The 23,472-nt window shown below is 41.7% G+C and carries 20 protein-coding genes; 19 read left to right on the top strand and 1 reads right to left on the bottom strand.

Annotated features, from left to right (window positions below; genetic code table 11):
* Nucleotides 1-89 precede the first annotated feature (89 nt).
* The 19 genes from ACXAD1_RS16540 (at nt 90) to ACXAD1_RS16450 (ending at nt 23,126) form a co-directional block, all read left to right on the top strand.
* Complete coding sequence (locus ACXAD1_RS16540; RefSeq protein WP_206838030.1) at nt 90-1,778, top strand: formate--tetrahydrofolate ligase; 1,689 nt, start codon at nt 90-92, stop codon at nt 1,776-1,778.
* 12 nt (nt 1,779-1,790) lie between these two features.
* Nucleotides 1,791-2,318: a hypothetical protein gene (locus ACXAD1_RS16535; protein WP_206838027.1), complete on the top strand. Its 528-nt coding sequence runs from the start codon at nt 1,791-1,793 to the stop codon at nt 2,316-2,318.
* Between the two features lie 224 nt (nt 2,319-2,542).
* Nucleotides 2,543-5,611, top strand: coding sequence for a GNAT family N-acetyltransferase (locus ACXAD1_RS16530; protein WP_474910603.1), 3,069 nt, complete (start codon nt 2,543-2,545; stop codon nt 5,609-5,611).
* 10 nt (nt 5,612-5,621) lie between these two features.
* The gene (locus ACXAD1_RS16525) at nt 5,622-6,476 is read left to right on the top strand and encodes an amidohydrolase family protein (protein WP_206838023.1); all 855 of its coding nucleotides are present in this window, start codon (nt 5,622-5,624) and stop codon (nt 6,474-6,476) included.
* 97 nt (nt 6,477-6,573) lie between these two features.
* On the top strand, nt 6,574-7,422 hold the full coding sequence (locus ACXAD1_RS16520; protein WP_206838020.1) for a DegV family protein: 849 nt from the start codon (nt 6,574-6,576) through the stop codon (nt 7,420-7,422).
* Between the two features lie 180 nt (nt 7,423-7,602).
* The gene (locus ACXAD1_RS16515) at nt 7,603-8,247 is read left to right on the top strand and encodes an HD domain-containing protein (RefSeq protein ID WP_206838017.1); all 645 of its coding nucleotides are present in this window, start codon (nt 7,603-7,605) and stop codon (nt 8,245-8,247) included.
* On the top strand, nt 8,244-10,124 hold the full coding sequence (locus ACXAD1_RS16510; RefSeq protein ID WP_206838016.1) for an ABC-F family ATP-binding cassette domain-containing protein: 1,881 nt from the start codon (nt 8,244-8,246) through the stop codon (nt 10,122-10,124). Before ACXAD1_RS16515 ends, ACXAD1_RS16510 begins: the two co-directional genes overlap by 4 nt.
* 125 nt (nt 10,125-10,249) lie before the next feature.
* Nucleotides 10,250-11,386: a conserved virulence factor C family protein gene (locus ACXAD1_RS16505; RefSeq protein WP_474910602.1), complete on the top strand. Its 1,137-nt coding sequence runs from the start codon at nt 10,250-10,252 to the stop codon at nt 11,384-11,386.
* A 376-nt stretch (nt 11,387-11,762) separates the two neighbouring features.
* Nucleotides 11,763-13,433, top strand: coding sequence for a dihydroxy-acid dehydratase (gene ilvD / locus ACXAD1_RS16500; RefSeq protein ID WP_474911324.1), 1,671 nt, complete (start codon nt 11,763-11,765; stop codon nt 13,431-13,433).
* A gap of 207 nt (nt 13,434-13,640) precedes the next feature.
* Nucleotides 13,641-14,075 carry a BrxA/BrxB family bacilliredoxin gene (locus tag ACXAD1_RS16495; protein WP_009332636.1) on the top strand — a complete coding sequence of 145 codons (435 nt, stop codon included), beginning with the start codon at nt 13,641-13,643 and terminating at the stop codon, nt 14,073-14,075.
* A 79-nt stretch (nt 14,076-14,154) separates the two neighbouring features.
* A complete protein-coding gene (locus ACXAD1_RS16490; RefSeq protein ID WP_206838010.1) occupies nt 14,155-14,928 on the top strand; it encodes a class I SAM-dependent methyltransferase in 774 nt (257 codons plus the stop codon).
* 318 nt (nt 14,929-15,246) lie between these two features.
* Complete coding sequence (locus ACXAD1_RS16485) at nt 15,247-16,425, top strand: LL-diaminopimelate aminotransferase (RefSeq protein WP_474910601.1); 1,179 nt, start codon at nt 15,247-15,249, stop codon at nt 16,423-16,425.
* Nucleotides 16,426-16,446: 21 nt separating this feature from the next.
* The gene (locus ACXAD1_RS16480; protein ID WP_206838006.1) at nt 16,447-17,034 is read left to right on the top strand and encodes a YpjP family protein; all 588 of its coding nucleotides are present in this window, start codon (nt 16,447-16,449) and stop codon (nt 17,032-17,034) included.
* Between the two features lie 109 nt (nt 17,035-17,143).
* Nucleotides 17,144-17,725: a TerD family protein gene (locus ACXAD1_RS16475; RefSeq protein WP_206838003.1), complete on the top strand. Its 582-nt coding sequence runs from the start codon at nt 17,144-17,146 to the stop codon at nt 17,723-17,725.
* 88 nt (nt 17,726-17,813) lie between these two features.
* Nucleotides 17,814-18,587, top strand: a complete 774-nt coding sequence (locus tag ACXAD1_RS16470) for a TerC family protein (RefSeq protein WP_206838001.1) — start codon at nt 17,814-17,816, stop codon at nt 18,585-18,587.
* A gap of 125 nt (nt 18,588-18,712) precedes the next feature.
* Nucleotides 18,713-19,924, top strand: a complete 1,212-nt coding sequence (locus ACXAD1_RS16465; RefSeq protein WP_206837998.1) for an HpcH/HpaI aldolase/citrate lyase family protein — start codon at nt 18,713-18,715, stop codon at nt 19,922-19,924.
* The gene (locus tag ACXAD1_RS16460) at nt 19,854-21,233 is read left to right on the top strand and encodes a phosphoribosyltransferase family protein (RefSeq protein ID WP_474910600.1); all 1,380 of its coding nucleotides are present in this window, start codon (nt 19,854-19,856) and stop codon (nt 21,231-21,233) included. Before ACXAD1_RS16465 ends, ACXAD1_RS16460 begins: the two co-directional genes overlap by 71 nt.
* Nucleotides 21,220-22,326 (top strand): cysteine protease StiP family protein, encoded by a 1,107-nt coding sequence (locus ACXAD1_RS16455; protein WP_206837995.1) that lies wholly within the window; start codon nt 21,220-21,222, stop codon nt 22,324-22,326. The genes ACXAD1_RS16460 and ACXAD1_RS16455 overlap by 14 nt, the downstream gene beginning before the upstream one ends.
* Nucleotides 22,326-23,126 (top strand): HAD family hydrolase, encoded by an 801-nt coding sequence (locus ACXAD1_RS16450; protein ID WP_206837994.1) that lies wholly within the window; start codon nt 22,326-22,328, stop codon nt 23,124-23,126. Before ACXAD1_RS16455 ends, ACXAD1_RS16450 begins: the two co-directional genes overlap by 1 nt.
* On the opposite strand, the gene ACXAD1_RS16445 is transcribed toward ACXAD1_RS16450, so the two are convergent.
* Nucleotides 23,123-23,371, bottom strand: coding sequence for a hypothetical protein (locus tag ACXAD1_RS16445; RefSeq protein WP_206837991.1), 249 nt, complete (start codon nt 23,369-23,371; stop codon nt 23,123-23,125). The genes ACXAD1_RS16450 and ACXAD1_RS16445 overlap by 4 nt on opposite strands.
* Nucleotides 23,372-23,472 lie beyond the last annotated feature (101 nt).

Here is a 23,472-nt window from a genome sequence, read left to right as displayed (position 1 = left end):
TATCAAAAGTAAATGACAATATTTTGATTCAGGGATGGTACAATATAGCTGTAAGGAACCTATACATATTGGATTTTAGGGGGATATAAATGAATGTGAAACCGATTGTGAAATCAGACATTGAAATTGCCCAGGCATCTGCAATGAAGCCCATTGCGGAAATAGCTGAAAAAATCGGACTCTTAGAGGATGATCTCGAGCTTTTCGGCAAATATAAAGCAAAATTATCTTCAGAAACCTTAAAGAAATTAAGTACGAAAGACAGCGGTAAAATAATTCTTGTCACTTCCATTAATCCGACACCTGCAGGAGAAGGGAAATCCACAGTAACAGTCGGTCTTGCCGATGCTTTTAACAGACTTGGGAAAAAGGCTATGGTCGCAATGAGGGAACCTTCTTTGGGTCCAACAATGGGAATTAAGGGCGGGGCAACCGGCGGAGGTTATTCTCAGGTCCTCCCGATGGAAGACATCAATCTGCATTTTACAGGTGATCTTCACGCAATCACCACAGCCAATAATGCATTAGCTGCCTTAATTGATAATCATCTCCAGCAGGGGAACCTGTTAAATATTGACCAGAGAAGGATTGTTTGGAAGCGTGCTCTGGATTTGAACGACCGCGCATTAAGAAAAATCATCATTGGCCTTGGAGGGCCTGTACAAGGTGTTCCGCGGGAAGATGGATTTGATATCACTGTGGCTTCAGAGATTATGGCCGTTTTATGCCTTGCATCTGACCTTCAAAACCTGAAGGAAAGGCTGGGAAAAATGGTTATAGCCTATAATTATGATAAACAGCCGGTAACAGTGGCCGATCTTGGAGTGGAAGGCGCTCTTACCTTGCTTCTTAAAGAAGCAGTCAAACCGAATCTGGTGCAGACGATTGAACATACACCGGCATTGGTTCATGGCGGCCCGTTTGCCAATATTGCTCATGGCTGCAACAGTGTGATTGCAACAGCCGCTGCCTCCAAGCTGGCTGACTATGTAGTGACAGAAGCCGGTTTTGGAGCGGATCTTGGGGCTGAGAAGTTTCTAAATATTAAAGCGAGAACTGAAGGCATTGACCCTGAAGCAGTGGTGATTGTAGCTACAATTCGTGCTTTAAAAATGCATGGCGGCTTGTCAAAAGCTGAATTGGGCAAGGAAGATACTGAAGCACTCACTAGAGGCTTCGCTAATTTAAAAAAGCATATTGAAACAATTGAAAGCTTTGGGCTTCCATATGTAGTGGCCATTAACCGGTTTATTTCCGATAGTGAGAATGAGATTTCGACTCTTACAGAACTTTGCAGTGAGGCCGGCATGCCAGTGGCACTGACTGAGGTTTGGGAAAAAGGCGGGCAGGGAGGAATTGAGCTGGCTGAGAAGCTGCTGGGAATTATGGATGAAAAAGCAGCGAAGTTCAGCCACCTATATGATTTATCTTTGCCTCTTGAGGAGAAAATTCAAACTGTAGCCCAGACGGTTTATGGCGCAAGTAAAGTGGAATACTCAACCAAAGCCAAAAAGCAGATAAGTGACTTTGAAAGCTTTGGGTGGGGCGTCCTGCCGGTTTGTATGGCTAAAACACAATATTCATTATCTGATGATCCTTCAAAGCTTGGAAGGCCATCAGATTTTACCATTACAATCCGTGAGCTGAAGCCATCTATTGGTGCAGGGTTTATTGTCGCACTAACCGGTGATGTAATGACTATGCCTGGATTACCTAAAGCTCCTGCAGCCATGAACATGGATGTAGATGAGGATGGAAATGCAGTCGGCCTATTTTAAGGGGGATTAGCCATGTTTGACCCAACGGCCTTTGAAAATATGAAGGTTGTAATGGAAGGCGGATTTTATGACCGGGATCTGGACGGTGAAATAAGAATTGTTGATCGAAATGATATTTTAAACTCAGCTAAAATGAGCAGAAGGTATGACATTACTTTCAAAGACAATGCAGAAGGTCCTGAGATTTTCTGTACCTTTACAATGGAAGCGGGACTGGATAATCTCGCAGCTGAGCTATTGCCGCAAGGGAAATCTGGGAAGCTGGCAGGCTGCCGTATTTATGTGAAATTTATAATTAAGCATCAAATAGATTCCCAGGCATCTCTGCAAATCCGTGAAGTTCTGCGTCATATTTGGGGCAGCGGACGGAAGGTCGAACAGACTGTGAAATACCACCCTGAAAATATGAAGGCCCTGGCTGAAACAGAAACCGTCATTTCTTTTAACCGGCTTATTCATGAAGAACAGATTGATGATCTGAATGAAATGATCTCTTATATGACCGCTTCGATGAAAGCTTTAAGAAAAATTCATTTTTAATATGAATGCGTCTTGCCGAAAACAGCAAGGCGCTTTTTTGTATAGAGTTATACGGAAAATTCAAAATTATATTTACAATTACTTACTCTGATAATACGATTAAGAAGGAATGGAAAAACATTCCGAATAAAACCAAAAGGAGGAGAGGCAAATGGTTATGATTATTGAAGGAAAAGGAATTGAGAAGGGTAGACAAGACGTAACCTAGTCAGGAGGACAAAGGTATGATTCAAAGTACAGACAAAATAGTCATTGCAGAGTATCATGAGGGCTTTGCGGCAGAAATCGCAAAAATGTGGAACTTGAGCAGAGACAGCTGGGGCGGAGATACGAGTGTAATGACTGAGGAACAAGTAAAAACGAAGGAAGCGAATAATGGCAATATAACTCTATACTTAGCCCTGGATGGTGAAGAGGTCGTAGGCTACTGCGGGTTATCGGAATATAAAGAAGATACGGGTTCCCTATATATCCCTCTTTTAAATGTAAGGCCGGATTACCATGGAAGGAAAATAGGAAAGATGCTTGTGCTGAAAGCGCTGAAAAAAACCATTGAATTGGGCTGGCCTCGTCTTGACTTGTATACATGGCCAGGAAATGTGAAAGCTGTCCCGCTTTACAAAAAATGCGGTTTCTTCTGGGAAGAAAGAGATGATACAACACACTTAATGAATTTTATTCCGGCTGTTCACAAGACCCAGCTTTTGAAACCTGCCTTCGAAAATCTTGATTGGTATAGCAGCAGCATGAGAGAAATTGACGTGAAGCCAGATGGAATCAAAGAAAGCGGCTTTACATTTTACGAGTATAAATGGGAAAGCGGGGAAGTGTCTGTAAGAGTCAGATTTGAAAGAACGGGCAGAGGAATCAGTTTAATAGAAACGAATGATTACTTTTTGGAACTATTCATGGATCATCATGAAGTAATCGAAAATGAAATCCAAAATTTCCAGATCAAACTCATAAATAAGACGGGAAGTCCTGTTTCTTTTAAGGCTGAAGGAAATAACCAGGGTAGAGTCGAAGCTGTCTTCGGGCATGAACTGATAGCCCAGAGTGACGCGGTAATTACCGGACAATTCATAGTGCATGAAGGGGAAGAGCCCAGTGTCTGGAAAACGCATCCTTCATTAGATGTTAAGGTGTGGGTAAATGGTGAGGAGTGTGAATTGCGCCTTGGTCTGCTGCCTAAGCAGCCAGCCAAAATTACAGGCGGTTCAAAAGGGAATCTCAGATTTATAAATCAGGAAGCTGAACTGGAAATTGAGGTAGAGAACAACCTGGAAGAAGACGCCATATTTCACCTTTCTTTTCCGCTAAGTGACCTTGTCGAATTAGAAAAGCGGGAGTTTCGAATAAGTCTTCACAAAAAAGGACGTAAGCTGCTGAAGGTGCCTTTTATTGTGAAAAACTATGGCTTCTTTCAGCCGGAAATGAAGATATTGGCAACAAAGGAGAGTGGGGACGAACTCGCTTTTACATGCAGCTCCATAGGCATTCCCATTAAAAGCTTTGGTCAAAAGTTCGGAGGAGAGTCAAAGGATTATTGGCATATTTGCAATGGAATCTGCCAGGTGAATATCAGAAAATTGGATTATAAAATAACGGCTGGCAGGAACGAAAGTGTTAACCAGCCCTTCGCTTTTTTTGCTCCTAAACTCGGGAAACCCTTTTCAACTGAATTTTCAAAGGAAAAACCGCTGGCAGCAGAGTGGTTTACAGATGATACTTCCATCACCTTCAAATTGGTATTCAAGTCTAAAGCTTTTACAGGAATTCTGGTATCATTGTATACCTCCCTGTATGGTGAAGGTCTTGTTAAAATATGGGCGGAATTGACAAATGAAGGGGATGAAAAATATGAGAACCTGTATTTCAGCCAGCCTTTATATTATGAAATGCAGCAGCCATATTTTCCGCTGGATAATGATGTAATCGAGTTTTCTGATATAAAAGAATTAGGGTTCATGGAGTTGGCAGGTATAACAGGAAATTGGCTTTTCGCCAATCATAACGGCGAGCCGATTGGATTCTGCTGGCCCAAAAATGCAAAATCCAATCCGGATGGGTGGCAATTTTACTATCAGCAGGAAACAGGCTGTTTTGAATCGGGAGATCAGATAGTATTGGCACCTGGCTATTTATCCATAGGAGCCTTACGGACATGGGAAGAAATGCAGCATTTTGCAGGGGTGGAGTCAGATTGTGGAAAAAACGTTCACAATGAGAAAGCGCTGATGATCAATAGAGGAAATCCAGTTGCAAAAGAACAGGATTCAGCAGAGTTCACTCTTAAAACATATCGTTCCAGTTATCTTAATGGCACTATTGATTTATATTTAAATACGAATAAAAAACAAACCTCAAATTTCAGTCAAGAACAGGAACTGAGGGTATTTAAATCGAATTTTCCTATTAAGGATATGGAACCTTTATCTATTATAAATGCTGAAATGACCCTTGACAGTGAAAAGAAGCATGTAAGAGATCTTTTGCTTGTGCCTCGGGGTAAGGTCCGTATGTTTACGGAAGAGCATGGCGGCAAGGCTGTTTATATAATTGATAATGGCATCATTAGCTTAAAAGGTTCACCTGATTTTTATCCTGGTTTATTCTCATTGACCTATAAAAAGAGGGAGTGGCTTGATTCTTCCTTTCCCGAACCGGTTGCCAAAGGATGGTGGAATCCATGGGCTGGCGGCATGAAAACTGTGCCTTCACAAATGAGTGTGTTCTCGCTGTTGAAGGAGACATCTTCTGCTGAATTTACCAATGTTAAAGATTCGTATGGAAACGAATGGTCTGCATTGGCCATCCATACGAAAATTGTCCATCACACCGTATGGAGAGGACTTGAATATACACAATATTTCGCGTTATTGCCGGGAGTGCCGCTCCTTGCCCATTGGGTAAAAGTGGAGAATGCAGGCGGGAAGTATCTGGTAAATGAAAAATGGATCACAGATTTATTTATAACCGGAGGCTCATTAAAGGATCTTACTCTTACAGTTAGTGACAAAGGAGCAGAATCAGCATATCAGGCCGGAATTGAGGAGCAGTCATTTGTTCTCTTAGATGGATCCCGTATTTCCAGCTGCCGATCCCCTGAAAAAATGTATGTAACGAGAAGTAAAGATAATGAATTCCTTGGAGCATATATGAATAAAGAAGTATTCGAAGTTATTTCTGAAAGAAAAGCATGCCCATTGACAAAACCTGGCTTTATTGCATTTGATGAAAGAAGCCTCGAGGGCAGGGTGCTTAATAGACTCCACAGCCTGGAATTCCGCTAAAGGAGAAATTATGAAAGTCATAGATGCACATATTCATTTTTCTGATATTAAATCATTTCATCATACTGCCAATGAACTCTCATTTGTAGATTATTCTTATTATGGGCACCAGCAGGAGTTTCAAAAAGCAAATGTAGTTTTGAGCATTGCAATGGGACTTACTGAAACAGAAAATATGGGCTTTCCGGATTATGAAGCAAGAACACCTATGGGGCTTGACCTGGATGATAAGATCCCGGCTAATGTCGTTTACTGCGCTGGCATCAATCCATATGATCTCACTGAAGGGGCTCTTCAAAGGCTGGAGGATGACCTGAAAAAGCCTAACGTGGCAGGGATTAAGATTTACCTGGGGTATTATCCTTTCTACGCTTATGATGAGGTGTATGAACCCGTGTATGCACTCGCTGCCAAATATGGAGTTCCTGTTGTATTTCATACAGGGGATACTTATTCAGAGAGAGGATTGCTTAAGTATTCTCACCCCCTGGCTATTGACGAGGTTGCTGTTAAACACCGGAATGTCAATTTCATGATGGCTCATTTCGGAGATCCATGGACGCTGACGGGAGCTGAAATCATATACAAGAATCCTAATGTCTATGCCGATCTTTCAGGCCTTATTGTCGGAACAGAAAAAGAATTGAAGAAGCGCAGAGAAGGAATATTTTTGGATCATCTGAGGCATGCTTTAGTGTTTGCAGATTCTTACGATAAATTGCTGTTTGGAACAGATTGGCCGCTTGCGCCAGTGGGCCCATATATTGAATTTATTAAAGAACTCATACCTGAAGAGCATCATGAAGATGTATTTTACAAAACCGCAATAAAGGTTTTTCCTAAAATCAAGCCTTTTCTGCCATAGAAACTGAGGCTGGAAGAGAAATCTTTCACTTCCAGTCTTTCAAATAGTCTTATTTACATACATACACGTATAAATATCTTAAAAGGGGGCGGCTTTAGTGGCTAAAATTGCATGGGTAACAGACAGCACGGCTTATTTAAATAACGAGTTAAGAAACCATCCTCACTTGTACCAGATTCCAATGACCATCATTATGGATGACAAAGAATTTACTGATGGGGTTGATTTAACACCGGAAGAACTTTATGCGAGTTTAAAAACCCTGGATACCCCTCCAAAAACTTCACAGCCATCCATCGGCGCTTTCCGGGATTTATACGAAAATCTGCAGAAGGACTATGACTGTATTATCGCTGTGCTTGTATCGGCAAAGCTCAGCGGGACCGTTTCTTCCAGTGAACAGGCCGCCCAGCTGGTTGATATACCAGTACACAGCATTGACTCCAAGATATTATCATACCCTTTAACAAGATTAATCCTTAAGGGGATGGAATTGGCAGATTCCGGACTGGATAGTGATGACATTATCCGCAGGCTTGAGGCACTTCGCGATACGGGCGAAACATATGTCCTCATTGGGAGTCTTGAACAGCTTCATAGAAGCGGCAGGATGTCCGGAGTTCAATTTTTCCTGGGCAGCATGCTAAATGTAAAGCCGATCATTTCCGTTCATGATGGAGAATTAAGCGTAAAGGAGAAAGCCAGAAGCGAGAGAAAGGCAAAGGACAAAATTGTGAATCTGCTGAGGGGTGCACATGAGAGAAAACCGCTGAAGGAAGTATTCATCCTATACGGTTTACATCCGGAAGAAGCGGAAACCTGGAAGAAGGAACTCCAGGAAGAATTTACTGGTGTTGAATTTGGATGCTATTCTTTGGGGGCCACCATTGGCGTCCATGCAGGTGAAAATACACTCGGCATCAGCTGGCTGAATGGCCTGGAATAAAATAATGCAGGGACCTGGTGCAGGAAATCAATTACTGGTTTTCTGCACCATTTTTTTATCGGTGCTGTCTGTAATAATGGATCTATCAAATGGTTCTATTTATATAGAATACCTTGCCATCGTTTCTTTTTGAGACTAATGTTAAAATGGACAGTGGAGTTTGAAAGCAGGTGAAATAATGTGGAAAAAATTATACATATAACAGAAAAATTTGTCCGGGATACACTCGGAGAAGATACAACCGGGCATGACTGGCATCATATTGAGCGAGTGCGAAAGAATGCCCTTTGCATTGCCAAAAAGGAAAAAGCAGGAGATTCTTTTTTAATTGAAATGGCAGCGCTGCTTCATGATATACCCGATGCTAAGCTGAACACTTCAAAGGAAGCGGGAGAAAGGAAGTTATCTGATTTTCTGCAGGAAATTGAGATAGCAAAAGAAGTTTCCAGCAGCATTAAGACAATTATTGATTCAGTTTCTTTTAAAGGCGGCAATAACCAGAAGGCCTTAAGCATGGAAGCCCAAATAGTCCAGGATGCAGACCGATTGGATGCGATTGGTGCTGTGGGGATTGCACGGGCATTTGCCTATGGCGGAAAAAAAGGGCAGCCGATCTATGATCCCGGTCTTGAAATCAGAGGGGAAATGTCTGAAGTTGAATACCGGACTGGAAAGTCATCATCCATCAATCATTTTTACGAAAAGCTATTGAAGCTGAGGGACCTGCTGAATACTGACACTGCCAGGGAAATGGCAGAAGAGCGGCATCAAATGATGGAGCAGTATCTGCATCAATTTTTTAAAGAATGGAATGGTCAAGCATGAAGATGATCTCTGTGGAAAATGTTACAAAAACATATGGAGAGAAAGAACTTTTTACTGATATATCTTTTACAATCGCTGAAAAGGAAAGAGCAGGATTGATCGGCGTAAACGGTACGGGGAAATCTTCCCTGCTGAAAGTGATTGCCGGTGTTGACCTGCCAGACTCTGGAGAAATAGTCACGCCGAAAGATTACACCATTTCATATTCAGCACAGCAGCCTGAACTTAACTATGATTTAACAGTTCTCGAGCAGGTTTTTGCAGGAGATGCGCCAATTCTTGTACTGCAGAGAGAATATGAACAAGCTTTGTTGGAGCTTAGCCGGAATCCTGAGGATTCAGACATCCAGGAAAATCTTTTTGAACTTCAAAAAAGAATGGATACACTTGATGCCTGGGAAGTGAACACCGATGCAAAAACGATACTCACTAAACTGGGTATCGAGGAGTTCAGTAAAAAGATTGGAGAGCTTTCTGGCGGGCAGAAGAAGCGGGTTGCGCTGGCGCAAGTACTGATCCAGTCACCTGACTTGCTGATTCTTGACGAGCCGACAAATCATCTTGATTTTGAATCGGTTAAATGGCTGGAAGAATATCTGGGCAGGTACAGGGGAGCGCTGCTCCTTGTAACACATGATCGTTATTTCCTTGACCGGGTTACAAATAGAATGTTTGAACTTGAAGGCGGAAATCTGTACAGCTATAAAGGGAATTATGCTGCATTCCTTGAAGCAAAGGCGGTAAGAGAGGAAAATGAAGCAGCAGCAATTGATAAGCAGAAAAATCTGTTCAGAAGGGAACTGGAATGGATCAGAAGAGGTGCAAAAGCCCGTACCACCAAGCAAAAAGCCAGGATTCAGCGGTTCGAAACCCTCGACAGCCAGCTTGCTTCAGTTAAATCCTCCGAAAAATTGGATATGTCCCTAAGCGGCAGCCGACTCGGAAAACAGGTATTTGAACTTGAATCTGCTTCAAAAAAGTATGGCTCTCAAGCGATTCTGGATCATTTTGATCTCCTTGTTAAACCAGGGGATAGAATCGGGATTATCGGAAGAAATGGAACGGGGAAATCCACTCTGCTTAACATACTGGCAGGCAGGATTCCGCTTGACTCCGGTAAGCGCATTATTGGGCAGACAGTAAAAATCGCTTACTATACACAGGAAAGCGAAGATATGGATGAGAACAAGCGCATGATCGAATACCTCAAAGAAACAGCAGAAGTGGTTGAAACTTCCGATGGCAAAACGATTTCTGCAGCTCAAATGCTGGAGCGCTTCCTATTTCCGGCGTATTCTCACGGCACTCCTATCCGCAAGCTTTCCGGCGGGGAAAAACGCAGGCTGTATTTATTGAAAATCTTAATGTCTGAGCCTAATGTTCTTCTGCTTGATGAGCCGACCAATAACCTTGATACTCAAACCCTGACGGTTCTCGAAGATTATCTTGAAGATTTTCCCGGTGTAGTCATTACAGTTTCGCATGACCGCTACTTCCTGGATAAAGTGGCTGAGCAGCTTCTTGTATTAAAAGGCGAGGGCAAAATCGAATCCTACTATGGAAATTACAGTGAATTTCTTGAAAGCGAGAATGCCAAGCCTGTTCAGGAAGCTGATCATGCCCCCAAAAAGGCGAGGGAAACTAAGCCGAAAAAGAAGAGAATGAGCTACAAAGAAAAAAAGGAATGGGAAGAAATCGAGGGTAAAATTGAAGCGGCTGAATCCCGTCTCGAAGCGATTTCCTCAGAAATGGCCAGCATCGGCAGTGACTTTGAAAAGGGTCAGGCCTTAGTAGAAGAAGAAACAAAGCTGAATGAAGAACTTGAATACTTGATTGAGAGATGGAGCTATCTTTCAGAAGCAGCTGAAAATGAATAATTCATACCCGGGGATTTTTCCCGGGTTTCTTTGCATATTCAGAAACAGCTAAAATGCCTCGATAATCTCCTTATGTTAAAATAATACCAGTTACCATCGTGAATATATAAAAAAGGGTGATACTTTTGAGAATAAAAGCAATCGAACCAACACCAAGTCCAAACACTATGAAGGTTATTCTTGATGAAGAGCTTCCGATGGGGAAGGCTAATAATTATAAAAAGGATAAAAAAGAAGGAGCACCAAAGATTATTATAGATATACTTGAAATTGAAGGAATCAAAGGGGTTTACCATGTTGCCGATTTCCTTGCTGTCGAAAGAAATGCCAAATATGACTGGAAAGAGCTTCTTCCTCAAGTAAGATCCGCTTTTGGCGAGGATGTGGAAAATGAAGGCACAGAAGACAACGGCATCGATGAACATTTTGGTGAGGTACAGGTATTAGTCCAAATGTATAAAGGAATTCCCATGCAGGTGAAACTGACTGACGGTACGGAAGAAAAGCGCTTTGGACTTCCTGAAAACTTTATCAAAGCTGTTTCAGAGGCTCAGGATCCTGCTGATAATGTTGTCGTGGTCCGCAAGTGGAAAGAATTCGGTGTCCGCTATGGAGACTTTGACCAGGTTGGCCATGAAATTGTAGAAGAGTTAATGGCTGCCTATCCAGATGGAAGACTTCAGATACTTGTGAAAACGGCTAAAATTCCGGATAAAACGGAGGAAAAACAAGCACGTTCTCTTCTTAAACTGTCTGTCGAAGACCTGGATTCTCCAGATTGGCGGGAGCGCTATCAAAAACTCGAGCAAATGGATGATCCTGAACTGGAGGACCTGCCTGTTCTTGAAAAAGCGCTTAAAGATGAGAAAGCTTCAATCAGAAGACTTGCGACAGTTTATCTTGGGATGATTGAAGATAAAGACGTCCTGCCTCTACTATACAAAGCATTGAAGGATAAAACGGTCACAGTAAGGCGCACAGCAGGGGACTGTTTGTCAGACCTGGGATTTGAAGAAGCAATGGACGCCATGAAGGAAGCACTGCAGGATGACAGTAAACTTGTGCGCTGGCGTGCGGCTATGTTCCTTTACGAAGTGGGTGATGAAAGTGTGCTTCCTGCTTTAAAAGCAGCAGAAGACGATCCGGAATTCGAAGTCAGCATGCAAATCAAATTGGCTATTGAAAGAATTGAACATGGAGAAGAAGCAAAAGGGTCAGTTTGGAAACAGATGACTGAATCCCGGAAACAGGGCCAGGAATAATTACAGGAAAAAAACCGCTCACAGAATGAAAATCTGGAGCGGTTTTTTTGTTGGGCATATAAGGAATTGTTCCCGGCGTCTTAGGAAAGATGGCAGCAGTAATAAGGTAACGACTGAAGCAAAATTGTGTGCCCGGCTTTTTATAGAATGTCCCGTCCCCAATTATTGAATTCCATAACTCACACACACTGCAGTTTCACCCATTTAAAGCGAAAAATTATAATAAATTTGTAAAAATTATTGAAATTATCCGAAAAAGGGTCTATATTGGAAAGAAAATATTTGGGAGCAGGAGGCTTATCATATTATTCCCATAGAATAAGAGATTATGAATCTAGGGTAAACGGAGGTATTACATACTATGACTGGCTCACAGATGAGAAGTGATATGATCAAAAAAGGCACAGACCGGGCTCCGCACCGCAGCTTGCTGCGTGCTGCCGGGGTAAAGGAAGAGGATTTCGGAAAACCATTTATTGCTGTGTGCAATTCCTATATTGATATCGTACCTGGACATGTGCATTTGCAGGAATTCGGTAAAATTGTTAAAGAAGCAATCCGTGAAGCAGGAGGAGTTCCATTTGAATTTAATACCATCGGAGTAGATGATGGAATTGCCATGGGCCATATTGGCATGCGCTATTCTCTGCCAAGCCGCGAAATCATTGCAGACTCACTTGAAACAGTTGTTTCTGCACACTGGTTTGACGGAATGGTCTGTATCCCGAACTGCGATAAAATTACGCCTGGAATGATGATGGGGGCCTTACGGGTTAATATTCCAACCGTTTTTGTAAGCGGAGGCCCGATGAAAGCTGGCGTTGATTCAAGCGGAAAACCTTTATCTTTAAGCTCTGTCTTTGAGGGTGTAGGTGCCTTTGAATCTGGACAAATCGATGAAAAAAGGCTTCAGGAAATCGAGCAGGTTGCCTGTCCGACTTGCGGATCATGTTCCGGAATGTTCACTGCAAATTCCATGAACTGTCTGGCAGAAGGGCTGGGTCTTGCACTTCCTGGCAATGGGACGATTCTGGCAGTATCAGAAGAGAGAAAAGAGTTTGTTAAACGTTCAGCCAAGCAGCTGATGGAATTAATAAAAAAAGACATCAAGCCGCGCGATATCGTTACAATTGATGCGATTGACAATGCATTTGCCCTGGATATGGCAATGGGCGGGTCAACCAATACAGTTCTTCACACATTGGCACTTGCTCACGAAGCCGAATTTGAATATCCGATTGAACGAATTAATCAGATTGCCAACCGGGTTCCGCATTTAGCGAAGATTGCTCCTGCTTCAGATTATCATATTGAAGATGTTCATAATGCGGGCGGAGTCAGTGCGATCATCAATGAATTGCTTAAAAAGCCGGACGCTCTGAATGGAGATTGTCTGACAGTTACCGGCAAACCTCTAAAGGAGAATGTAGCAGGCAGTGAAATCCTGGATAAAAACGTAATCCGTACCCTGGAGAATCCGCATTCTGAACGCGGAGGGCTGGCAGTTCTGTTTGGAAATCTTGCTCCTGAAGGATCAATTATAAAAGTCGGTGCTGTTGATGAATCAGTAGGCGGATACCATAGAGGACCAGCCATCTGCTTTGATTCGCAGGAAGAGGCATTATCCGGAATAATTACCGGTAAAGTGCAGGAAGGCCATGTTGTAGTCATTCGATATGAGGGTCCCAAAGGAGGGCCTGGAATGCCGGAGATGCTTGCACCTACTTCCCAGATTGTTGGCCGGGGACTTGGGGCAAAAGTCGGCCTGATTACAGATGGCCGTTTCTCAGGGGCTTCCAGGGGAATCAGCATTGGGCACATTTCTCCTGAGGCTGCTGAAGGCGGGCCTATTGCATTCGTGGAAAATGGAGATATCATTGAATTGGATTTGAATAACCGTACAATCAACCTGGAAATCTCCGATGAAGAATTTGAAGAACGCAAAGCCAATTGGCAAGGCTTCGAGCCAAAGGTCAAAAAAGGGTATCTTGCCCGTTATTCGAAGCTTGTAACCAATGCCAGCACAGGCGGCGTTATGAAAATTTAATAATGTTAAGAAAGCCGGTCATTTATGACTGGCTTTCTTGCTGATAAGAGTTTTTGGCCGATATGTATGTGATTTAGGACGATAGAATACCGTAATAGGACGATAAAACGGATTACAAAGTAATACCCGGCATAGAAAAATTGCATAAAGATCATACGTTATAGTATGCTTACTTTACAAACTGCAGCTTAAGGAGGAGGCAATTTTATGTCTATGGCATATGAAGAATATATGAAACAAATGGTAAAGCCGATGCGTGAGGAGCTTGTACAGGCTGGTTTTAAAGAGCTGACGGCTTCAGAGGATGTAGAGCAGTTTATGGAAGGTCTTGAAGGAACAGCTCTTGTTGTTGTCAATTCAGTTTGCGGCTGTGCTGCTGGACTGGCTCGGCCGGCAGCTACACAGGCCGTTTTACGCAGTGAAAAGAAACCTGATCATTTAGTGACGGTGTTTGCAGGACAGGATAAAGAAGCTACAGCTAAAATGCGCGAGTACTTTGATGGATATGAGCCTTCATCTCCTTCTATGGCTGTTTTAAAAGGGAAGGAAGTTGTGCACTTCATTCACCGCCATGATATTGAAGACCATTCCATGGAAGCGATCATGGAAAATCTTCTTGCGGCTTTTGAGGCGAATTGCTGAGAATATAAAGATTAAACAAAACGGGGTGTCTGCTGGCACCCTTTTTTTATAGCAAAATTAAGAAATTCAGGTGAACACAATGATTATTACAACTGCCGGACGCACCAATGAAGCAATGAAAGAAAAAGCAAAAAACATTGCCGAACAATTGGGTGCAGAATATATCAGCAGGAATAAAAGGTCTGTAGGAATGATCCAAAAACAAGTTCCTGAAGACTGCATAGTAGTTGGAAAAGAACGTTTGGAGCTATTTCCGATAGGTGAAAGCCAGCCATTCTTCTTTCATCCCAGTTCAGCGATGTTCAGAGTAAAGCGTCTCCTAAAAGGAGAGGGTGATCCTTTTCTTCAGGCTGCGGGGCTTAAAGAAGGCAGCAGTATTCTAGATTGTACCCTTGGACTGGCCTCGGACAGCATAACAGCCAGTTATGCAGCAGGGAGTAAAGGCAAAGTTACAGGGCTGGAAGGAAATAAATATCTTTCCTTCCTGGTGGCGAATGGCCTTAGACAATGGGACTCGGGGCTTGATAGTATGAATCAGGCAATGAGAAGAATAAAGGTGGAGTCGTCAATGGCCCTTCCTTATTTGAAAAAATTGCCCCCGGACAGTTATGACGTTGTCTATTTTGATCCCATGTTTGAAGAAAAAATCCTTGAGTCAGAGGGGATTAAAGCACTGAGGAACTTTGCTGTTTATGAGGACCTGTCAGAGGAAGTTATTTTTCATGCAAAAAGAGCAGCCAGACAGAGAGTGGTTCTGAAGGATCACTTTAGAAGTTCAAGGTTTGACCGATATGGCTTCAAAGTAATTGAAAGAAAGTCATCGAAATTTCATTTTGGGGTAATTGAAAAATAAGAAAAAGTGCCTGAATACCAGGCACCTTCTTATTTAATCTGCGATGGCCAGATAAACAAAGTAAGCCATCAGCAAAAGGCTTGCAATAACAAAGAATACAGACCAATCCATTTGAATTTCCCCCTTTTTATTCTCCTCGGCTTGAAGAACACGATTTGTTCTTATTATTCCCCGCTTTGCTGCTTTATAATCCGGCAAATATATTTTTTACTATATATCTATTGTTCTTTTTAAGGATACATGAAATCAATTTAAATTTGGTTTGAAAAGAAGTATAATAGAAAAATAGAATTGAGATACATAGCGAGGAAGGATACTATGGAATTTCCTATTTCAAAAAGAATGGCTTCTTTTCCGGAAAGTGTGTTTGCTGAATTGTCCCAAATTAAGAATTCGAAACTTTCAGACGGAATTCCGGTGATTGATTTGAGCATTGGCAGCCCGGATTTGCCCCCTCCCGCTTTTGTTATGGAGGAGTTAGCAGGAGGAACCCGGGAACCAGAATTATATGGGTACTCGTTAACAGGTACAAATGAATTTCATTCTGCAGTCTGCAGCTATTATAAACGAAATTTTGAAGTAGATCTTGAAACTTCAGAGGTGCTGCTTTTAACGGGTTCCCAGGACGGTCTGGTTCATTTGCCGATGGTTCTGTGTGACGCTGGAGAGTATATCCTTGTCCCGGACCCTGGATATACTGCTTATGCTGCAGGTGCAGCATTGGCCGGGGCACAGATGTACGGCATGCCCTTAAAAAAGGACAGTAGCTTCCTGCCGGATTTTGATGAAATCCCTGATGAAATACTCGCAAACACGAAATTAATGATTCTGAATTTCCCCGGCAATCCTGTTCCTGCAATGGCGACAGAAGAGTTTTTTCTTCAGGTGATCCAACTAGCAAAGAAGTACGGCTTTGCTGTATTGCATGATTTTGCTTATTCAGAACTTTATTATGAGAAGAAACCTCTAAGTTTTTTGTCTGTTACAGGGGCAATGGATGTAGGGATTGAAATGAATTCACTATCAAAAAGCTTTAATATGGCAGGATGCAGGGTGGCATATGCTGCCGGTAATCAGCAGCTTATTGCGTTGCTGGCCAATTTCAAATCCAATTTGGATTATGGGGTATTCTTGCCGGTGCAGTCAGCTGCAGTGAAAGCATTGAATGATCAGTCCTCTTTTTTGCAGGATTTGAGAGAAACATATAGAAAAAGAAGAGATGTATTATTAAAAGAGCTGAAAAATATCGGGTGGGATATCAGCAAGCCGGAGGGGTCAATGTTCTTGTGGGCAGAGGTTCCAAATGGATACAGCTCCTCCCGGGATTTTGCGGTTGATTTGATTAACCGCGCCGGCGTAGTCGTAACCCCTGGAAGTGCCTTTGGCCAATGGGGTGAGGGATATGTCCGGATTGCACTTGTTCAGCCCGAAGATGTATTAAAGCAAGCTGCCGCAAATATTGAAAAAAGCGGCATATTTAAGAAAATCCTTGCTTAGCAGAAAGGAAGGCGAAAAAACATGCCGAATTGGCTGAGAAAATCCTTTGTTGTACTTGTTACCATTTTAACATTTGGCCTCGTCACACCTTCTCAGGCTTTTCTATATGAAAATACCAGCCAGTTAAAAGCTTCTAGAGCTTCTGATGTGGAAAACTCGGAAAACAGTGCAGAACTTGCTGAAGAGGAAGATACTAATTTTGATAAGGATGACTTTATCAGGCAAATGCTTATAGAAGCTGAGGCACAATCATATGAAAAGTTTGGTGCAAAGATAGGCCCTGTTATTGAAGATGAGTTTAACGAGGTGATACTTCCAAATATTGAGAAAGCCATCCAGGAGGTGGCGGTGCAATTTCCCGAAGAAAGTCTTGCTCACTTAAAGGTTACAGAAACTCCAGGGGGCGGTTTGTCGGAAAAAATCTTCCATATCACCAATAGCAAGGCGAATGAAGATGTCATTCGCTTCCATGTAAGAAGGGACCATCCTCCACAGCAGGGATACTGGTTTAATTTTCACTATCACACACACCATGATAATTTTCAGACACACCATGAACTTGGATCAATTTATTGGAATAAAAACACTCCGCCGAAATGGATGACTTAAATATTGAAATAAATCCTGGAATATGAAAAAATATTTTTATGGATTATGAAACTTTTCATGATTTATAGCGTAAATACATTTATTCTACATAATGGAGGTTTGAGTTGAAATGGCAGTAAGTTTATCAAAAGGACAAAAAGTTGACTTAACAAAAACAAACCCAGGTATGACTAAGGTAATAGTCGGACTTGGATGGGACACAAATAAATACGATGGCGGAAATGACTTCGATTTGGATTCTTCCGTATTCCTGCTTGGAGACACTGGGAAGGTAACTTCTGAAAGCGACTTTGTTTTCTACAACAATACTACAGGTGCTAATGGTTCTGTTGTACATACTGGAGATAACCGTACAGGTGAAGGGGATGGCGATGACGAGCAGGTGAAAATTGACCTGGCTAATGTGCCTGCAAACATACAGCGTATTACGTTCACTATCACGATTCATGACGGAGAAGCACGCAATCAGAACTTTGGACAGGTATCAAATTCCTATGTGAGGATCCTGAATGAAGATACAGGCGAAGAGTTGATCCGCTATGACTTAGGTGAAGATTTCTCTATTGAAACTGCCCTGGTAGTTGGAGAACTTTACAGACATAACGGAGAATGGAAATTCAGTGCGATTGGAAGCGGATATCAGGGCGGATTGGCTGCACTGGCAAAAGATTTTGGTTTACAGGTTGGATAAATAAGAGGTATATTTGCTTAATAAGGCTCGGCAATGCCGGGTCTTTTATGTGAATGAAATAGTCATCATCCGGGGGGAATAAATTAGAATGGAAATCTTAGAATCTATAATGCATACATATTCCCAGTTTTTTAACTGGGAAATGTGGGTTGAGGCTTTATCAAAGCCGGAAAGCTGGGCACTGATAGGGACACTTGTCATTTTAGAAGGCTTATTGTCTGCTGATAATGCACTCGTACTTGCTGTGATGGTAAAACATCTGCCGGAAAAACAGCGTAAGAAAGCACTTTTTTATGGTTTGTTAGGTGCTTATTTCTTCAGATTTATTGCCATTGGAATCGGTGTATTCTTAATTGAGTTCTGGTATATTAAGGTGTTGGGTGCAGCCTATTTAGCCTGGCTTGCAATCAAGTATTTTATTGATAAGCGAAAAGCCGAGCAAGACGGTGATGAAGAGGCAATTGAAGGGATTAATCAGAAAGGCTTATTAATTCGCCTTTTCGGTACTTTCTGGGGTACAGTCATTGCAGTTGAATTAATGGATATTGCTTTTTCAATAGACAGCATATTGGCTGCGCTTGGAGTGAGTCAGGAAATCTGGGTGCTGTTAATAGGAGGCATGCTTGGAATTATCATGATGCGTGGTGTAGCAGGAGTATTCTTAAAACTGATTGACAGGGTACCCGAACTGGAAACCAGCTCATATATTCTGATCCTTCTTATTTCTGCTAAGATGATTGCCAGTGCGGCTGGAATTCATATTGACCATATTTATTTCTTTATTGTATTGGTTATCGTGTTTGCTATTACATTTATTGTTCATGCAAGGAATGCAAAAAAGGAAGCTGCAGATCAGGGCTGAACTTAATATCTTAATTGCTCTACGATTAAAAGGGAACAGACACATGTCCGCTCCCTTTTATTTTTATCTTTTTTGGGTGGAAAAGGAAGAAAGTAGTATTTAAGTGAAGGAATGGAGCTGCAAAAATGAGACTATTTTCCGATCTTCCGGATGAAAAAATAAATCAGGTGTTTTACAAAAAGCCGGGCCATTTTAACAAGAGGTCAGGCAGGGATCTTTTAGCATATGCACTTGGAGCAACGTTATATATGCCGGCAACAAGGCCTAATATTCATCAGGATCTGCTCTCCAAAAAGCATGCAGGCCTTACATCCATGGTCATATGCCTTGAAGATGCAATTGGTGATGATGAAGTGGAAAAGGCAGAAGACCTGCTGTCTTTGGAATTGGAAAATTTGAGCTCGGACCTTGCGAAGGGGCTTTGTGAAGAAGAAGATCTCCCTTTGATCTTCGTGCGAATCAGAAGCTATGATCAGCTTATTAGACTCAAAAGCAGAATTCCCAATGGCATGCATCTTCTTACTGGCTTTGTCCTGCCAAAGTTCTATCCGGCTGAAGGAAGCAGAATTTTAACTGAAATTGAAAAGCTTAATTCTTATGGTTATTGTTTATATGCCATGCCGATTCTGGAAACGAAAGAAATCATTCAAAAAGAAACAAGGCTTGATGAATTAATCGGCATTAAGAAGGTTTTGGACCAATATTCTGAACTGATTTTGAATGTGCGGATTGGTGCCACTGATTTTAGCGGGCTATATGGAATACGCAGAAACTCAGATACTACTGTATATGATATTGCTGTAATAAGAGATTGTATCTCAGATATCATTAATATTTTTCTGCGTGGGGACCAGCCATATGTCATCTCAGGCCCGGTATGGGAATATTTCTCCTCAAAGGAGCGTCTTCTGAAGCCTCAAATAAGGCAGACGCCCTTCAGGGAACGTCTTGGGCAGGATGGGCTCAAAATGAGGACGGACTTAATTGATCGGCATATGGACGGATTAATAAGAGAAATCTCTATGGATATTTCAAATGGCTTAACTGGAAAAACCATTATCCATCCAACCCATATCAGGCCTGTACAGGCATTGAATACTGTAACCCTTGAAGAGTATTTGGATGCACAGAGCATCGCCGGTCAGGCCGGCGGAAAAATAGGGGTTATGAAAAGTGATTACCAAAACAAAATGAATGAAATTAAACCCCATTTATATTGGGCTAAAAAAATATTATTAAAATCAGAAGTATACGGGGTGCTGCAGGATGAGATCACATACATTGACCTTCTCAAAAACGAAACATTCAATTCAGATACTCAACTCGTTAACCGTTGATATTCAGATAACCGATAACCATTATGAGCTTGCGCCTGAAGATTTGTTTGTCATGGCCGCAAGAATAAATAAAAAAAGATCCTTTTTATTTGTCAGCAAAGTACTCGGGAAACATATTCCGATTAATCCCCAAATCGGACTCCTGACAGGGGAACTGCTTGCCAGCCGTTATATGGAAAAGGTAAAGAAGGTGGAGACAGGAAAGACCGCTGAGATTCTATCTGCTTTTAAAAACGGTCCAGGCATCAAAAACAGCAGCCCTTTTATTCATGAAGACCATAACCCTGTCATTATCGGTTTTGCCGAAACAGCAACGGCACTTGGACATGCTTTCTTTCAATCATTCAAACGTGCCGATTACTTTCACACAACAAGAGAACAGCTGATTAATAAGAATTCTGTCATAACATTTGAAGAAGAACATTCCCATGCTACTTCCCACAGATGCTACACAAATGAAAGCCTTTTGGATAATAAGAGAGAGATCATTCTTGTTGATGATGAAATGACAACAGGAAAAACAGCTATTAATATCATCCGATCCATTCATGAACGCTTTCCCAGAAAGATTTATACAGTCGTCTCTATTCTGGATTGGCGTTCCCTAAAAAAACAGATTCTGTTTGATGATCTTGAAAAAGAATTGGGCATTATTATTCACAGTGTGTCTCTTCTAAAAGGGGAGATCGACGTTAAGGGTTCCCCTGAAGTGCATGAAAGTCAGTCATCGGATGAACTGAAAGGAAATGATGGGCTAATTTCCTATATTCATATAAATAATGAATTCCCTGAACTATTAAGCCCGATGAATGAGCCTTCTGCTGCTCTAAGCGGTGAAATCAGAACTATTCCTTATTTAAAAGATTCTGGCCGTTTCGGGCTGGATGCAAAACGCCAAGCCAGATTAAGTGTGTCATTAGCTGAGATCGGCCAATACCTATCAGGTAAACGGGATGGCAGGAATACGCTATGTCTTGGAACAGGGGAGTTTATGTATATCCCTATGAAACTTGCCTCGTTAATGGGGGAAGGCGTAAAATTCCACTCAACAACACGCAGTCCCATATTTGTAAGTAATGATAATGAATATGGAGCCAAATACGGCATTTCCTTTCAAAACCCTGAAGACCCTGAAATGGCACAATTTGTTTATAACATTCCAGAGGACTATTATGAAGAACTATTCCTGTTTTTCGAAAGAGAGCCGGAAAAAGATTCACTTATGCCTTTTATCAATCAATTAAAGAAATATATAAAGAATATAAAAATAGTTTGCTTTAATGGGGGTGAAAGAAATGAATATAATTGAGGAAAAATTTGGTTCATATAGTAAAGATGACGTTGTATTTTTACTGAAGGATTTAAGCGGATATTCACTTGAAGGATCCATTGAGCAAAGGGAAAAAAACATTCAGTCCGGTCAGCATTATAGTGAAACACTTCCTATTGAATACCAGCCTCCTGAAAATTACCTTTCCCTGTTTTGGGAAACACTTGATGAATACAAACGAAAAACAGCATTGTCCACAGGAGTGGTTTCTGAACAAATTTGGAAGCAAAAAGGAGAAAATGCGGTTTTAGTTTCCCTGGCCAGAGCAGGGACGCCTGTCGGTATTCTAATAAAACGGTATCTTTATGAAGTATACGGAGTAAGATTGCCGCATTACAGCATTTCCATTATCAGGGACCGGGGAATTGACGAAAATGCGATAAAGCATATCTTAAATTCACATCCTGGCTGCAATATTCAGTTTGTGGATGGATGGACAGGCAAAGGGGCTATTTCCTTTGAATTAACCAAGGCCTGCAGACAATTCCATGAACTTTATGGTGTTCTTCTCGATGACACTTTGGCCGTTCTTGCGGATCCAGGCTTTTGCACAACACTTTATGGAACAAGGGAAGACTTTCTGATTCCAAGTGCCTGCCTCAATTCTACTGTTTCAGGATTGGTCAGCAGAACAGTATTAAATGAATCTTTAATTGGTCCGGAAGATTTCCATGGCGCAAAATATTATAGTGAGCTTGAGGAAGCAGATGTTTCTAACCATTATCTCTCAGCGATTACAGAGGAGTTCTCGGCTGTTAAACAGGAAGCAGCTGAACTTGCGGCCACTATCGTGAGAAGCCCGGGAGAAGCAAGTTTTAAAGGAATGAAAGAAGTTCAGAGAATACAAGAGGAATTTAAAATTGAATCCATTAACTTTGTAAAGCCGGGAGTCGGAGAAACCACCAGAGTTCTTTTGAGAAGACTTCCGTGGAAAATCCTGATGAAAGACCCGGAAAGCCCATATGTTCGCCATATTGTTATGCTGGCCAAGGAGCGGAATGTCGAGATTATTCATTATCCTGAAATGAGCTACACATGCTGTGGATTAATTAAAAAGACGGGAGAAGAATAATGAGGATGTTTGCTTCAGATCTGGACAGGACTTTAATCTACTCAAATAAAGCACTAGCTGATTTTGGACAGGCAGAAGAAGAAAATTTAATAGGTGTTGAGCGTAAAGATGGCAGGGAAGTAGCCTTTATGACTTATGAGGCTCTCATGATGCTGAAAGAGGTTTCCGCTCACATTCTTTTTGTGCCTGTTACAACGAGAACATACCAACAATATAAGCGTATTTTCCTTTTTCAGGATGACTTTAACATTCCGTACACTGTCACATCGAATGGAGCAAATATCCATTATAATGGAAAACCTCTTGAGGAGTGGTCAGGCATAGTCCGAAAGCGTCTAAAGGCTGAGTGTGCAGTGCTTGAGGAAATGATGGACAGGTCTCAATGCCTGGAACTGAACGGAAAAATAAAAACGGCTGAAAATCTTTTCTTTTATTATATTCTGGATGAACAAATAACCGCAGCAGCCCAAGAGGAAATAGTAAGACTGACTGAGTCTTATGGGTGGAGGATATCCCTTCAGGGGAGAAAACTGTATTTTATGCCAAATCCCATCTGTAAAGGCGAGGCGGTAAAATTTATTAAGAATCGGGAAGGAATTAATATTGTTTTTGGAGCAGGTGATTCAGTTCTGGACCATGATTTTTTAAAGTTCTGTGATTTCCCATACGTCCCAAACCATGGTGAGCTGGCAGCTAATCCAGCCCTCTCACATCCTTACTTGATTTCTAATAATTTAGGGGCAGCAGCCGGGGAAGAAATTCTAAATGATATTTTAAATAATATTAAAGAAAGAGTTTAGTCCGGCTGGTCCCTCAGCCATTTTTTTAAAACGATAAATAAACAGATGCAAAAAGTATAGCATCCTGTAAAGACTAAGCTGCTGATGGCAATAGACTGGTAATTGGCAAAAGTGAAAATGGCAAGGATTAATGACAATAAAAAAATGTCCATAAAAACAAAAGAACTTGAACATAACATATTCCTGATTATATCCAGATCATGATCGATCCCCTGATATCTCACTCTTCGAAATAGCAGCCTCATACTGATTCACCTTCCTTCACAGAGTACTCCAATTTATGCGGGGACAGGAATAATGGTGATTGAGGTTATTCAGCTATTAAAAATACTGCTGAACTGAAACT

The organism is Cytobacillus sp. ABV4_503 (assembly GCF_056158445.1).
This window is presented reverse-complemented; position numbering and strand designations above follow the sequence as displayed.

Excerpts from the sequence above, each read along its gene's own strand:
- ACXAD1_RS16510 (WP_206838016.1), top strand. The coding sequence starts at position 8,244 with ATGAAGATGATCTCTGTGGAAAATGTTACAAAAACATATGGAGAGAAA.
- ACXAD1_RS16525 (WP_206838023.1), top strand. The coding sequence starts at position 5,622 with ATGAAAGTCATAGATGCACATATTCATTTTTCTGATATTAAATCATTT.
- ACXAD1_RS16495 (WP_009332636.1), top strand. The coding sequence starts at position 13,641 with ATGTCTATGGCATATGAAGAATATATGAAACAAATGGTAAAGCCGATG.
- ACXAD1_RS16445 (WP_206837991.1), bottom strand. The coding sequence starts at position 23,371 with ATGAGGCTGCTATTTCGAAGAGTGAGATATCAGGGGATCGATCATGAT.
- ACXAD1_RS16470 (WP_206838001.1), top strand. The coding sequence starts at position 17,814 with ATGGAAATCTTAGAATCTATAATGCATACATATTCCCAGTTTTTTAAC.
- ACXAD1_RS16485 (WP_474910601.1), top strand. The coding sequence starts at position 15,247 with ATGGAATTTCCTATTTCAAAAAGAATGGCTTCTTTTCCGGAAAGTGTG.
- ACXAD1_RS16450 (WP_206837994.1), top strand. The coding sequence starts at position 22,326 with ATGAGGATGTTTGCTTCAGATCTGGACAGGACTTTAATCTACTCAAAT.
- ACXAD1_RS16455 (WP_206837995.1), top strand. The coding sequence starts at position 21,220 with ATGAATATAATTGAGGAAAAATTTGGTTCATATAGTAAAGATGACGTT.
- ACXAD1_RS16530 (WP_474910603.1), top strand. The coding sequence starts at position 2,543 with ATGATTCAAAGTACAGACAAAATAGTCATTGCAGAGTATCATGAGGGC.
- ilvD (WP_474911324.1), top strand. The coding sequence starts at position 11,763 with ATGAGAAGTGATATGATCAAAAAAGGCACAGACCGGGCTCCGCACCGC.
- ACXAD1_RS16535 (WP_206838027.1), top strand. The coding sequence starts at position 1,791 with ATGTTTGACCCAACGGCCTTTGAAAATATGAAGGTTGTAATGGAAGGC.
- ACXAD1_RS16480 (WP_206838006.1), top strand. The coding sequence starts at position 16,447 with ATGCCGAATTGGCTGAGAAAATCCTTTGTTGTACTTGTTACCATTTTA.
- ACXAD1_RS16490 (WP_206838010.1), top strand. The coding sequence starts at position 14,155 with ATGATTATTACAACTGCCGGACGCACCAATGAAGCAATGAAAGAAAAA.
- ACXAD1_RS16460 (WP_474910600.1), top strand. The coding sequence starts at position 19,854 with ATGAGATCACATACATTGACCTTCTCAAAAACGAAACATTCAATTCAG.
- ACXAD1_RS16465 (WP_206837998.1), top strand. The coding sequence starts at position 18,713 with ATGAGACTATTTTCCGATCTTCCGGATGAAAAAATAAATCAGGTGTTT.
- ACXAD1_RS16475 (WP_206838003.1), top strand. The coding sequence starts at position 17,144 with ATGGCAGTAAGTTTATCAAAAGGACAAAAAGTTGACTTAACAAAAACA.
- ACXAD1_RS16540 (WP_206838030.1), top strand. The coding sequence starts at position 90 with ATGAATGTGAAACCGATTGTGAAATCAGACATTGAAATTGCCCAGGCA.